The organism is Streptomyces hebeiensis (assembly GCF_052983195.1).
Map to the genome: position 1 here is coordinate 4,208,915 of NZ_CM129812.1, position 12,425 is coordinate 4,221,339.

Genomic DNA, 12,425 nt, shown 5'->3' on the forward strand with positions numbered 1-12,425 from the left:
GGCGCCGCGGGCACGGCGGGCCCCGGGGCACCGGGCGAAGGCAGTGGGCCCGGCGACGGTCCGCCCGGCCCGGACCGCCGGCACTTCCTCGGCTCGGCCATCGGCATCGGCGTGGGAGCCGCCGTCGGAACCGCCATGGGAGCCGCCGTGGCCGGCTGTTCCGCCGAACGGCGCTCCCCCGGCGCGGCATCCCGTACCGCGGACGCCGATCCCACGGCCACCGACCCCACCGCCGCCGACGCCGAGCGCGACCGGTCCGGCAGCCCCGACTGGCGTATCCGCTCGGTGGGCCCGCAGGAGGCGGTGCAGGGCTTCACGGACAAGGTGAGCGTGCTGCCGGGGGAGGAGTTCGGGCTGTACGTCTCGACCACCGCGCCCGGCTTCCGCGTCAGCGCGTACCGGATCGGCTGGTACGACGGGCACCGGGCCCGGCTGGTCTGGCGCTCGGAGCGCGTGCGCGGCCGGGTCCAGCGCGGCCCGCGCATGGTCGTCGCCACCCGCACGGCGCGGGCCGACTGGGACCGCACGCTCGGCGTCCGTACCGACGGCTGGCCCGAAGGCGCCTATCTGCTCCGGCTGGACGCCGAGAACGGGCATCAGCGCTACATCCCCCTGATCGTCCGTTCCGCGAGCGCCAAGGGCCGGACGCTGCTCGTCCACGCGCCCGCGACCTGGCAGGCGTACAACAAGTGGGGCGGCTACAGCCTCTACGAGGACGAGAACGGCGGCTACGGCTACCGCTCCCTGGCGGTGACCTTCGACCGGCCCTACGACGGCAACGGGGCCGAGAAGTTCCTGGTCTACGAACGCGCCCTGGTGGTCCTCGCCGAACGGCTGGGCATCCCGCTCGCGTACACCACGGGCATGGACGTCCACCGTGCCCCCGCCGTGCTGCGCGGCGCGGTGACGGCGGTCTCGCTGGGCCACGACGAGTACTGGACGCCGGAGCAGCGCCGCCACTTCACCGAGGCCCGGGACGCGGGCACCAACCTGGCCTTCCTCGGGGCGAACACCTGCTTCCGCCGGATCAGGCTGGAGGACGGCGGGCGCTCCCGCACGTCCGCCGCGCCGCGCACGGTGGTCTGCTACAAGACCTCCTACCGGGACGACCCGTACCTGAAGGCCCACCCCGAGATGGCCACCACCGACTTCCGCCAGGGCCCGGGCGCGGACCCCGAGTCCGCCCTGACCGGCGTGCTGTACGAGGGGTACCCGACGGACGCGCCCTATGTCGTCCACGCCGCCGGCCACTGGCTGTTCGAGGGGACGCGGGTGAAGCGGGGCGACGCCTTCGACCACCTGGTCGGGGTGGAGTACGACCGGGTCACGCCGGGGACGTCCGCGCCCGAGCCGATCGAGATCGTCGCCCACTCGCCGCTGGTCTGCGACGGGCGGCGCAGTCACGCCGACTCCGCGTACTACACCGTGCCCGGCGGGGCGGGCGTGTTCGCCTCCGGCACGATGCGCTGGGTGGAGGGCCTGATGGCGGGGACCCGGGAGAACGGCCGCAACCACGGCCTGGACGCCCGGACCGGCGCCTTCGTCACCCGTACGACGGAGAACCTGCTCCGCGCCTTCGCCGCCGGTCCGGCGGCGCGGACGAGGCCGGCGCCGAGGGACAACGTGCGGGAGGTGTACGGAAAGGCCAGGCCGGCCTGACCGTTGCGCACCCCGCGGGCGGGGCACTCTGTGGGCCGGGGGCGCGGAACGGTCGGGTCGGCGGGGCCGACAGTGGTCCGACAGAAGGTCGGCAGGGCAGCCGGCAGGGCGGTCAGCACGCGGTCACCGGGTGCTCAGCAGGCGGGCGGCACCGTTTCGGCGCGGGCCGCGCCGGTCGCACGGGTCGCACCGGTCGCGGCGGTCGCGGCTTCCCCGGGCAGGGCGCGCTCCCCGCCCCGCGCACCGTCCGGCGCGGCCCCCCGCGCGGCCTTCCGCTCGTCGGGCAGGCCGCGCATCAGCAGCCAGTAGCCGAAGCCCGCCGCCGTGCCCAGGACCGCGCAGGCCGCCCACAGCCACGCGGCGCCGAACCGGTCGATGACGAAGCCCGACATCAGCGGCGCCACCAGGCTCGCGACCGCCCAGGAAGTGGTGTACACGCCCTGGTAGCGGCCCCGGCCCTGGGCGGGGGAGAGGCGTACGACCAGACTCGTCTGCGTCGGCGCGTTGACGATCTCCGCCAGGGTCCAGACGACGATCGTCAGCGCGTACACGGCGAGCGACCCGGCGAACGCGGTCAGCCCGAAGCCGTACCCCGCCAGCACCGAAGAGACGATCAGCAGCCGGCGCGGGTCGCGGTGCTGGATGAAGCGGGTGACCGGGATCTGCATGACCACGATCAGGAGTCCGTTGACGGCGATGGCGGCGCCGAACTCCGCGCTGGTGAACCCGTCCGCGCCCATCGCCACCGGCAGGCCGACGTACGCCTGCTGGAAGATCAGCGCGACGACGAAGGACAGGCCGACGACACCCATGAAGCGGCCGTCGCGCAGGACGGTCCCGAGTCCGGCCTCGGGGCCGGCACCCTTCCCGGTCCCCGTTCCGCCGGGGACCTCGCCGGCGGTCTCGCGCTCCGGCCGCGACTCCGGCAGCTTCAGGTAGACCAGCACCGCGCACGCCAGCGTGAGCGCCGCCTCGCCGAGGAAGCCCGCCAGATAGCTGTACTGCGCGATGAACCCCGCGCCGGCCGACGAGATCGCGAAGCCGAGGTTGATCGCCCAGTAGTTGATCGAGAACGCCCGCACCCGGTCCTCGGGCCTGACGATGTCGGCCATCATCGCCTGCACGGCGGGGCGGGACGCGCTCGAGGCCATCCCCACCAGGAACGCCACCCCCGCGATCGCCAGCGGATCCCGCATGAAGCCGAGCAGCGCCACCGAGGCGGCCGTGGCCGACTGCGCGATCAGCAGCGTGGGCCGGCGGCCCAGCCGGTCGGTCATCACGCCGGCCCCGAGCGAGGAGATGACCCCGCCCAGCCCGTGCAGCGAGGCCACCAGACCCGCGTACGCGGCGGAGTAGCCCCGGTCGAGGGTGAGGTAGAGGGCCATGAACGTGGCGACGAAGGCGCCCAGCCGGTTGACCAGGGTGCTGGTCCACAGCCACCAGAACGCCCGGGGCAGCCCCGAGACGCTCTCCCGCACCGCCCGTCCCATTGCGCCCGCTGACACGCTGATGGACATAGGAATCCCCCCGGGACGGCTGTGAGCTGCGGTGACGGCCGACCGGACGGCGTTCCGGAGCAGCCACCGGAAACGTACGTACGGCCGGTTTCGCGGCGCCACCGAATTGACGGCGATCGTCAAACGTCGGCGGCCGACGCCCTCCCGAACCCACCGGAACGGCCACCGCACCCGGCCAGGACCGGGCCAGGTGCGGGTCGATTAGGCTCGGGCCCATGGCCGACGCACCGTACAAGCTGATCCTCCTCCGCCACGGCGAGAGCGAGTGGAACGCGAAGAACCTGTTCACCGGCTGGGTGGACGTGAACCTCACGGACAAGGGCGAGAAGGAGGCGATCCGCGGCGGTGAGCTGCTCAAGGACGCCGGCCTGCTGCCCGACGTGCTGCACACCTCCGTACAGAAGCGCGCGATCCGCACCGCGCAGCTCGCCCTGGAGTCCGCCGACCGCCACTGGATCCCGGTCCACCGCTCCTGGCGCCTGAACGAGCGCCACTACGGCGCCCTCCAGGGCAAGGACAAGGCCCAGACGCTCGCCGAGTTCGGCGAGGAGCAGTTCATGCTGTGGCGCCGCTCGTACGACACCCCGCCGCCCGAGCTGGCCGACGGCACGGAGTTCTCGCAGAGCGACGACCCGCGCTACGCCACGATCCCGAGCGAGCTGCGCCCGCGCACCGAGTGCCTCAAGGACGTCGTAGAGCGGATGCTCCCGTACTGGTACGACGCCGTCGTACCGGACCTGCTCACCGGCCGCACGGTCCTGATCGCCGCCCACGGCAACAGCCTGCGCGCCCTGGTCAAGCACCTCGACGGCATTTCCGACGCCGACATCGCGGGCCTGAACATCCCCACCGGCATCCCGCTCCTGTACGAACTGGACGCGGACTTCCGCCCCGCCAACCCGGGCGGCACCTACCTCGACCCGGACGCGGCGGCAGCCGCGATCGAGGCGGTCAAGAACCAGGGCAAGAAGAAGTAAGCCCGCACGAATAGGCCCCCTACCTGCGGTTTCTCCGCGAGTAGGGGGCTTGTCGTTGCCCCTGGGCCGTCAGGTGCGACGACGCAGGGGGACTGAGGGGCTCGTCTCAGGCAATGGTGTATTCCGCGTCCCCGAAATCGGCGACCACACGCAGCCGCCCGCAGAGCGCTTCCACGTAAGCCCGGAGCGTCGCGACCTCCGCACGGTCCAGTGCACCGTGCTCGATCGTGGAGACACGAGGCGCTGAGACTCCCATCGACGCAGCCACCTGGCGCTGGGGCAGCGCCTGCTCGCGCCGGACCTCTGCGAGCTTGTGTGCGCGCACCTCCGCGGTCAGCCTGTCCATGGCTGCTCGCTTCTCCTCCGCCGATCGCACCGGCAGGCCGGCGGCCGCACGACGCTCACGAGCCTTACGCCTGGTCTCCTCCCAGCTGACCGTGCTCATTCGTACTCCCTGGTTTCAAGGTCGGACAGGTGCGCTTGACAGCGCTCCTCGGCGATCGGGATGTTCACGTCGTACCACTGCCGCCCGTTGCCTGCCTTGTCGCCGGCCACCAGCAAGACCGCCCGGCGCACCGGATCGAGAGCGAAGAGGATCCGGATCTCGCCGCCCCCGGACGATCCTGGTCCGGCCTCAGCTGTGCAGGCCCAGCTCGCCCGCGCGTACGCCGGCCTGGAACCGGGAGTCCGCGCCGAGCGTGTGGAGCAGTTCCGCCACCCGGCGACGGTAGGTCCGCAGGGACATGCCGAGTTCCCGGGCGGCCGTCTCATCGGTGGCACCGGATCCCAGCGCGCGCAGCACCGTCCGGCTCTCGGCGTCGAGCAGGGGTGGCTCGTCACTCAGGAAGACGCCGAGGTCGGTGGCGTGCTCCCAGACGGCTTCGAACAGCGCGTAGACCCCGCCCACCACGGCGGGTGCCGTGGTCACGGTGTACTCGCGTCCGCCGGGAGCGTCCACGCCGGCGAGGATCGCGAACCTGCGGTCGATGACGATCGTCTCGTGCGGGAGAGCGGTGGCGGCGATCCGTACCCGTGCGCCCCTGCCGACGAGCTCGTACATGTGCTCGCGGGTGCGCTCGTCGGCCGGCGCGGCCGGACCGTACAGCTTGCGGACCCGCCGGGCGCCGCTGTTCCGCATCCGGGCCTGGGCGGCGTGCCGGGCGCCGAGGTGGTCCCAGGTGTGGAGATCGCGGGCGGCACAGACGAACTCCTCGCGGACCGAGGAGAAGAGATGCTCGGTACGGGCGACGAGTTCCAGGTCGCCGCGGATGGTCACGCTCTCTGTCATACGTCCATTGTGTCCACTGGCAGCAAGCTGCCACGGGCTCGCGGCCGGACGGCCCGCCGCCGAAGCTCAAGTCCATGAGCGATGACTTCCGCGACTTCCCCCTCGGCGGCGACCTCCCGATCAACCGCGTCGGCTTCGGGGCCATGCGTCTGCCCACCCGCGAATTCCATGGCGCGGCCCGCGATCCGGAGACCGGTCGTGCCGTCCTGCGCCGCGCCGTCGAACTCGGCGTCGACCACATCGACACCGCCGCCTTCTACACCAGCGGCGACGGAACCGTCCGGGCCAACGCCCTGATCCGCGAGGCCCTCCACCCCTACCCGGCCGATCTGGTCATCGCCACCAAGGTCGGCCCGGCCCGCACCCCTGACGGCGGTCTGGCGGCGACCACCGACCCGGCGGACCTGCGGCCCATGGTCGAGGAGAACCTCGAAACCCTCGGCGTGGACCGCCTCGATCTCGTCTACCTGCGCATCGGTGGCGCGGGGGAACCGCCGCGCGGCGAGTCCGTCGCCGCCCGCTTCGAGGTGCTTGCCGCACTCCGGGAGGAGGGCCTGATCCGTCATCTGGGACTGAGCAACGTCGACGCCGACCACCTCGCCGAGGCCCGTAGCATCGCGCCCGTCGTGGCCGTCCAGAACCACTTCCACGCAGCCAAGCGCGACGACGCCCGGCTTCTGGCCGTCTGCGTGGAGGCAGGCATTGCCTACGTGCCGTTCTTCCCTCTGGGCGGCGGATTGAGCGACCTCACCGGTGAGCGCATGGCCGAGGTCGCGAACCGGCACGGAGCCACGGTCCCGCAGATCGCCCTGGCCTGGCTGCTCGCCTCATCCCCCAACATCCTGGCCATCCCCGGCACCGGTTCCCTCGCCCACTTGGAGGAGAACATCGCCGCCGGGTCGATCGCCCTGACGTCCGAGGATCTGTCCGTACTCGCCTGATGGGAGCTACGAAGTCCCGAACCCGGCGTGCCCCGCACAGGACGAGGACGTCCTGGGCGGGGCACGGTGGGTGACGGCGCGGCGCGCGGCACCGGTACGAGCGGGTCAGCCGCAGCTGCCGCCGCACTGGCAGGAGCCGCCGGACTGGCAGCCGCAGCCGCAGCCCGAGCCGCAGCCGCAGGCGGCGAGGACGGTCTGGTGAGGTACGCCGGCGGGCGCTTGCCGGACCGGGGCGGTCAGGGGGGAATCGGCCATGGGATCCTCCTCGAAGGCGGGCATCTGTGTCGCCTCGGCCCATTGCATGCCTCAAGGGGCGGTTCCGGCAACGGCGCATCCGCGGCGCAAGCGCGCAAGCCGCGCCGTACGCCCGCGTACGCCCTGCCTTTCGGCTTTCCCCGCTCGCCGCAGTGCCCCGGAGGGCAGTGCCCCCGGGGTGCAGTGCCCCCGGAGTGCCGAACGCGGCCTGCGCGCCGCGGGTCGGTTCAGTTGGAGGGAACGGCGTCCGCCGGGGCGGTGTGCCAGTTGGTGACGATCGGCTTGTCGACGGTGATGGTGCCGACCGGCAGGGAAACCGGGTCGGGGTCATCGTTGCCGACGGCGACGATGATGCTGTCCAGCTCCTTGCCACCGTCTTCGCTGGTGGTCTTCGGGTTCACCCCCGCGTAGGCGGTGGTGCTCCCGCTCAGCTTGACCTGCTCGCCGACGGACTGCTCCGCGGGGCCCGCCTCGGTGCCGTCGGATCCGAACGCGACGGTCGGAAGCTCGGCGGGCAGGTAACAGGTGATCCCCGACTTCGCCTTCGCCATGATCAGGATGTATCCGCCGGCCTGGGACTCTGACCTGGTGCTCCAGGAGATGTCGTTGGCGCCGCAGATCTGCTCCACCTGCTCCCGCTTGCCGTCGCCGGTGTCGACGCCGGAGCCGGCCCCGGCATCGGCCTCGGTGCCCTTGCCCGTCGCGTCGGTGCCCTTGTCCGTGCCCTGACCGCTGTCCGAGGCCGACGAGCCGGACGAGGCGGCGGCACCGCCGGCCTGCGCGGCGGACGGAGAACTCTGCGAGGCGCCGGTGTCCGTGGCCGCGTCCGAGTCCTGGCACGCCGTCATCAGCATGGCGCCACCCACGAGGGCTGCGGAGACGAGGAAGGCCTTGCGACGGTTGCCGGACATTGAGATCCCCTTGATGATCAGTGGTTGAGGCCGAAACGGTTCGGCTTCTCGGTGCTCGCTTGACAACTATGGGGCCGGTGTGGCCCCTGGGGGTCCGGAGTCTTCGTTCCAGGACAGCGCTGTCGCAGACCGGTGACATGATCACGAAAGCCCGAGGCATGCCGCCGACGACAGCGGTCAGCGGCAGGCCTCGGGCTTGTCCGGTCCGACGCCGCCTCGTCCGGCCGTCCCGGCCGGTTGGTCAGGCGCCCTCGACCGGGGTCTCCGCCGGCTGGATCTCGTCCGCGTGCTCGCCCGTCACCAGGTACACGACCCGCTTGGCCACCGACACCGCGTGGTCCGCGAAGCGCTCGTAGTAGCGGCCCAGCAGCGTCACGTCCACCGCTGTCTCGATGCCGTGCTTCCAGCGGTCGTCCATCAGGTGCTGGAACAGCGTGCGGTGCAGCAGGTCCATCTCGTCGTCGTCCTGCTCCAGCTGGAGCGCCAGCTCGACGTCCTTGGTGATGATCACCTCGGCGGACTTCGCCATCAGGCGCTGCGCGAGCTGCCCCATCTCCAGCAGTGTCGCGTGCAGGTCGTGCGGTACGGGCGACTCCGGGAAGCGCAGCCGGGCCAGCTTGGCGACGTGCTGCGCCAGGTCGCCGGAACGTTCCAGGTCCGCGCTCATCCGCAGCGAGGTGACCACGATCCGCAGGTCCGTCGCGACCGGCTGCTGCCGGGCCAGCAGGGCGATGGCCCTGGCCTCCAGGTCGTGCTGGAGGTCGTCGACCTTCTGGTCGCCGGCGATCACGCTCTCGGCCAGGTTCAGGTCGGCGTCGAGCATGGCGGTGGTCGCCCGCCCGATGGCGGAACCGACCAGCCGGGCCATCTCGACCAGGTCCTCGCCTATCGAGTCCAGTTCCTCGTGGTACGCGTCCCGCATGGGGTGTCCCTCTCTTGTACGTCAAGTACGTCATGTACGTCGTGCTGCCTGCTGCTCGGTACCGTCCCGCTCGTGACCGGCGGGGCGGCCCGTCCGGTCCGTCCGGTCCGCGCGGGCCGTCCGTCCGCGCGGGCCGTGGCCGCCCGGGATCCGGCCCCTACGCTGCCATGTTCGCCACGTTCGGGCGGCTACGAGTCCGTCTCCTCCCTCCCAAGTGAACCGTCACTTTCCCCTCGGTGAACTCTGGGCGACGAGTGTCGGAGGAGACACCCGAGCGTCTGGGAGAGTGTCGGTGGGCGCGCATAACCTGGCTGTATGGACGTGAACGCGGCTGTCGCCGCATTGGCAGCGATCGCCGGGGTGTGTACCGGCGTGATCGCCATGCTGGCGTTCCGCTGGAGCGAGCGCGACCAGGCGAGACCGACCCGTACGTCCCTGCACACGGATGCCGTACTGCCCCCGGGTGTCGACACCGTCCTCTCCGTGCTGCGCTCCTCCGCGGTCGTGCTCGACGAGAGCGACTCCGTGGTCAAGGCCAGCTCGGCGGCGTACGCGCTCGGGCTGGTCAGGGGCGGCAAGCTCGCCGTCGAGCCGATGCTGCTCATGGCCCGCGACACCCGGCGGGACGGGGAGATACGGCAGGTGGAGCTGGACCTCCCCCGGCGGGGCACGGGCCGGGGCGAGGCCCTCGCGGTCTCCGCGCGGGTCGCTCCCCTCGGCTCCCGGCTGGTCCTGCTGCTGGTCGAGGACCTCACCGAGGCCCGGCGGATCGAAGCGGTACGGCGCGACTTCGTGGCGAACGTCAGCCATGAGCTCAAGACCCCCACCGGTGCGCTCTCCCTGCTCTCCGAGGCCGTCATGGACGCCTCCGACGACCCCGAGGCGGTCACCCGCTTCGCGGGCCGGATGCAGGTCGAGGCGACCCGGCTGACCAATCTGGTCCAGGAGCTGATCGACCTCTCCCGGGTGCAGAACGACGACCCGCTGGAGGACGCCGAGCCGGTGCGGGTGGACGAGCTGGTCGACGAGGCCATCGACCGGTCCCGGCACGCCGCGTCCACGAAACAGATCACCATGGCCGCGGGCGGCACCGTCGACCTGCGCGTCTGGGGCAACCGCGGCCAGCTGGCCGCCGCCCTCGGCAATCTCGTGGAGAACGCCGTCAACTACTCCCCGGCCCGTACGCGCGTCGGGATCGCCGCGCGGCGCGTCCCCGCCACCGGCGGGGACCTGATCGAGATAGCCGTCACCGACCAGGGCATCGGCATCTCGGAGAAGGACCGGGAGCGGATCTTCGAGCGGTTCTACCGCGTCGACCCGGCCCGCTCCAGGGCCACCGGCGGTACGGGGCTCGGCCTCGCCATCGTCAAACACGTGGCCGCCTCGCACGGCGGGGAAGTCACGGTATGGAGCTCCGAGGGCCAGGGCTCCACCTTCACGCTGCGGCTGCCCGAGGCGGCTGCCGAGCGGAACCGCGGCCGTGCGGCTACGGCCACGGCTACGGCCACCACCGCGGCAGCCGCGGCAGCCACCGTCACAGACACCCCCGGCCCGGACGACGACGACCGGCCGTCCTACCCCGACACCGACACCCAGACCAGCGATGAGCTGGATCCCCCGACCGTGCTTCCAGCCCCGGAGGTCCTTCCGTGACCCGAGTGCTCGTCGTCGAGGATGAGGAATCCTTCAGCGACGTCCTGTCCTACATGCTCCGCAAGGAGGGCTTCGAGGTCGCGATCGCGACCACCGGGCCCGAGGGGCTCGACGAGTTCGAACGCAACGGCGCCGACCTCGTCCTGCTCGACCTGATGCTGCCCGGCCTGCCGGGCACCGAGGTCTGCCGCCAGCTGCGCGGCAGGTCCAATGTCCCGGTGATCATGGTCACCGCCAAGGACAGTGAGATCGACAAGGTCGTCGGCCTGGAAATAGGAGCCGACGACTACGTGACCAAGCCGTTCTCCTCGCGGGAGCTGGTCGCCCGGATCCGCGCCGTCCTGCGCCGCCGCGGTGAGCCGGAGGAGGTCACCCCGGCTGCCCTGGAGGCCGGCCCGGTCCGGATGGACGTGGACCGCCATGTCGTCACGGTCTCCGGCGGCAAGGTCGACCTGCCGCTCAAGGAGTTCGACCTGCTGGAGATGTTGCTGCGCAACGCGGGCCGGGTGCTGACCCGGATGCAGCTGATCGACCGGGTCTGGGGCGCGGACTACGTGGGCGACACGAAGACCCTCGACGTCCACGTCAAGCGGTTGCGGGCCAAGATCGAACCGGATCCGGGGGCGCCGCGCTACCTGGTGACGGTGCGGGGCCTGGGCTACAAGTTCGAGCCGTAGGCCGACCGCGGCCGGAACCAAGGCCGCGACCAAGGCCAGGACCGGGACCGGGCGGGGACACGGGATCTCCCGGGCCGCCTGCCGGAGGCCGTTCCGCCTCGCCCGCGCCGTACGCATCGCCCGCGTACCGACGCGGACACGTATCCGTACATCTCCCATACGCATAGCGCAGCCGTAGAGACCGCTGTGGCGCCTCACCCTGCCCGGGCGCGGCGCCACAGCGGTCTACGCGTGTTACGGGGCTCAGTGGCCTTCGCCGCCCGCGCCCTGCGCGCCGCCGCCCGCGGCGTTGTCCTGCGGGGTCGGGTCCGCGTCCGGGGACGAGCCCGCGCCCGGCGTGTCCCCGTTACCGGCCTGCTCCTCGTTGCCCGCGCCGGTCCGGCCGGGCGCCGGCGAGCCGGCGGGGGAGTTGGACGGGGTCGGCAGCGAGCTCGGGCCGACCCCCTTGAAGTAGCTCGTCGCGGGGATGACGAAGGCCCGCAGGTCGATGTCGCCGGTCTCGCTGAACGTGAACACGACCTTCTGCGCGTCCCCGTCCCTCGCGGCCTCGCGGCCCTTCTCGACCACGGCGGAGGCGTTCCCCTCGCCGCCGAGCTGGACCGAGCCGCCGGCCGGCACGGTGATCGGGCCGGAGCCCTTGGCGGGGCTGAGCTTCACCGTGGCGCCGGTGCCCGGCAGCGAGATGGAGTCCAGCGTCTGGGCCTTGCGGCCGCTGTTGAAGAACGTGCCGGTGACGACCGCCGGGCCCGCCGCGCTCGGCTCGGGCTGGGTGACCACCGTCGCGTTCTGGATGCTGATGTCCCCGACGGACGTGGCGGCGTGGTCCGGCTTGACGCCGAGCGTCTGCGCGTTGTTGCCGGCGCCGCACGCGGTGAGCGAGGCGAGTGAGAACACGAGGGCAGGGGCGGCGAGGGCGCCGCGTCGAAGGCTGCGGCTCACGGCGGCGGCAACTCCTAGGACGTACGGACGTTCGGGCGTTTGCGGCGCAACCGTTCAGAACGGGCCCGGCCAGGTCCTGTCCGGGCCGAGGTCGCGCCGACAGCTGACGGTGGAACAAAAAGCGCTATCAGCGGGCATCAGGTTACCGAGCCGCCTCGGACGCCTCGCACCCGACCCGCCTCGATACGCGGCACCCTCGCTCCGGGCCCCGGACTCACCTCGGTCCAGGACGTGCCGGGCCCTCGCTCCGGGCCCCGGCCGGGCCGCCGTTCCCGCAGCCCGCGCGGCACCCGCACGGGCCCCGAACGGCACCCGCACGGGCCTCGCGCGGGATCGAGCGGGCGCCCCGCCGGGACCCGCGCCCACGAGGCCGCCCGGACCGGCACCCCGCTCGCCGGTGCCCCCGCTCCCGGCCCGCTCGGTACTCTCGCCGCCACCCCGCTCGCATGGCCGCCGGTATCGCGTCGCGTGGACGTTTCGCGGTCCGTTCACATAAACCACGTGATCAATTCCGCCGCCGACAAACTTTCCTTCCGAATACCGTGCCGCCTCCCGCGGTGATCAAATTCGGAATCCCGCACGACTTCCGCCGCACTTCCGTCCCGCATCCGTCTCACTTCCGTCCGTATGCGTGATCGACATGCGAACGGAGTAGAGGGAGTGCGGCGCACCGAATCGGGCAAATC

The 12,425-nt window shown here is 72.1% G+C and carries 12 protein-coding genes and 1 pseudogene; 5 read left to right on the forward strand and 8 right to left on the reverse strand.

The features are described from left to right. Positions 1-135 precede the first annotated feature (135 nt). Positions 136-1,659 (forward strand): N,N-dimethylformamidase beta subunit family domain-containing protein, encoded by a 1,524-nt coding sequence (locus tag ACU6P3_RS18420; protein WP_447197948.1) that lies wholly within the window; start codon positions 136-138, stop codon positions 1,657-1,659. A gap of 134 nt (positions 1,660-1,793) precedes the next feature. On the opposite strand, the gene ACU6P3_RS18425 is transcribed toward ACU6P3_RS18420, so the two are convergent. After that, positions 1,794-3,176, reverse strand: a complete 1,383-nt coding sequence (locus ACU6P3_RS18425) for an MDR family MFS transporter (RefSeq protein ID WP_447193263.1) — start codon at positions 3,174-3,176, stop codon at positions 1,794-1,796. Between the two features lie 215 nt (positions 3,177-3,391). On the opposite strand from ACU6P3_RS18425, the gene ACU6P3_RS18430 reads away from it, so the two are divergent. After that, positions 3,392-4,153, forward strand: a complete 762-nt coding sequence (locus tag ACU6P3_RS18430; protein ID WP_447193264.1) for a phosphoglyceromutase — start codon at positions 3,392-3,394, stop codon at positions 4,151-4,153. Between the two features lie 106 nt (positions 4,154-4,259). Here ACU6P3_RS18430 and relB read toward each other — a convergent pair whose 3' ends face one another. The 3 genes and pseudogenes from relB to ACU6P3_RS18445 form a co-directional block, all read right to left on the reverse strand. After that, the gene (relB, locus tag ACU6P3_RS18435; RefSeq protein ID WP_447193265.1) at positions 4,260-4,598 is read right to left on the reverse strand and encodes a type II toxin-antitoxin system RelB family anti-toxin; all 339 of its coding nucleotides are present in this window, start codon (positions 4,596-4,598) and stop codon (positions 4,260-4,262) included. After that, a pseudogene (locus ACU6P3_RS18440) lies at positions 4,595-4,759 on the reverse strand (type II toxin-antitoxin system RelE/ParE family toxin); the annotation flags it as partial. The gene relB and the pseudogene ACU6P3_RS18440, both read right to left, overlap by 4 nt. Before the next feature lie 28 nt (positions 4,760-4,787). Continuing rightward, on the reverse strand, positions 4,788-5,441 hold the full coding sequence (locus ACU6P3_RS18445) for a DNA-binding response regulator (protein WP_447193266.1): 654 nt from the start codon (positions 5,439-5,441) through the stop codon (positions 4,788-4,790). A 74-nt stretch (positions 5,442-5,515) separates the two neighbouring features. Between ACU6P3_RS18445 and ACU6P3_RS18450 the strand changes: the two genes are divergently transcribed. Continuing rightward, positions 5,516-6,382, forward strand: a complete 867-nt coding sequence (locus ACU6P3_RS18450) for an oxidoreductase (RefSeq protein ID WP_447193267.1) — start codon at positions 5,516-5,518, stop codon at positions 6,380-6,382. Between the two features lie 105 nt (positions 6,383-6,487). Here ACU6P3_RS18450 and ACU6P3_RS18455 read toward each other — a convergent pair whose 3' ends face one another. The 3 genes from ACU6P3_RS18455 to phoU form a co-directional block, all read right to left on the reverse strand. Then, on the reverse strand, positions 6,488-6,637 hold the full coding sequence (locus ACU6P3_RS18455; protein WP_199814120.1) for a hypothetical protein: 150 nt from the start codon (positions 6,635-6,637) through the stop codon (positions 6,488-6,490). A gap of 227 nt (positions 6,638-6,864) precedes the next feature. Continuing rightward, a complete protein-coding gene (locus tag ACU6P3_RS18460) occupies positions 6,865-7,548 on the reverse strand; it encodes a DUF4232 domain-containing protein (protein WP_447193268.1) in 684 nt (227 codons plus the stop codon). A 241-nt stretch (positions 7,549-7,789) separates the two neighbouring features. Next, on the reverse strand, positions 7,790-8,470 hold the full coding sequence (gene phoU, locus ACU6P3_RS18465; RefSeq protein ID WP_030755367.1) for a phosphate signaling complex protein PhoU: 681 nt from the start codon (positions 8,468-8,470) through the stop codon (positions 7,790-7,792). Positions 8,471-8,785: 315 nt separating this feature from the next. On the opposite strand from phoU, the gene phoR reads away from it, so the two are divergent. Together phoR and phoP are read left to right on the forward strand one after the other, a co-directional pair. Then, on the forward strand, positions 8,786-10,123 hold the full coding sequence (gene phoR / locus ACU6P3_RS18470) for a two-component system sensor histidine kinase PhoR (protein WP_447193269.1): 1,338 nt from the start codon (positions 8,786-8,788) through the stop codon (positions 10,121-10,123). 5 nt (positions 10,124-10,128) lie between these two features. Beyond that, positions 10,129-10,800: a two-component system response regulator PhoP gene (gene phoP, locus ACU6P3_RS18475; RefSeq protein ID WP_467577674.1), complete on the forward strand. Its 672-nt coding sequence runs from the start codon at positions 10,129-10,131 to the stop codon at positions 10,798-10,800. 243 nt (positions 10,801-11,043) lie between these two features. Here the strand turns inward: phoP and ACU6P3_RS18480 are convergent, their stop codons facing one another. Then, the gene (locus ACU6P3_RS18480; RefSeq protein ID WP_447193270.1) at positions 11,044-11,739 is read right to left on the reverse strand and encodes a copper chaperone PCu(A)C domain-containing protein; all 696 of its coding nucleotides are present in this window, start codon (positions 11,737-11,739) and stop codon (positions 11,044-11,046) included. Positions 11,740-12,425 lie beyond the last annotated feature (686 nt).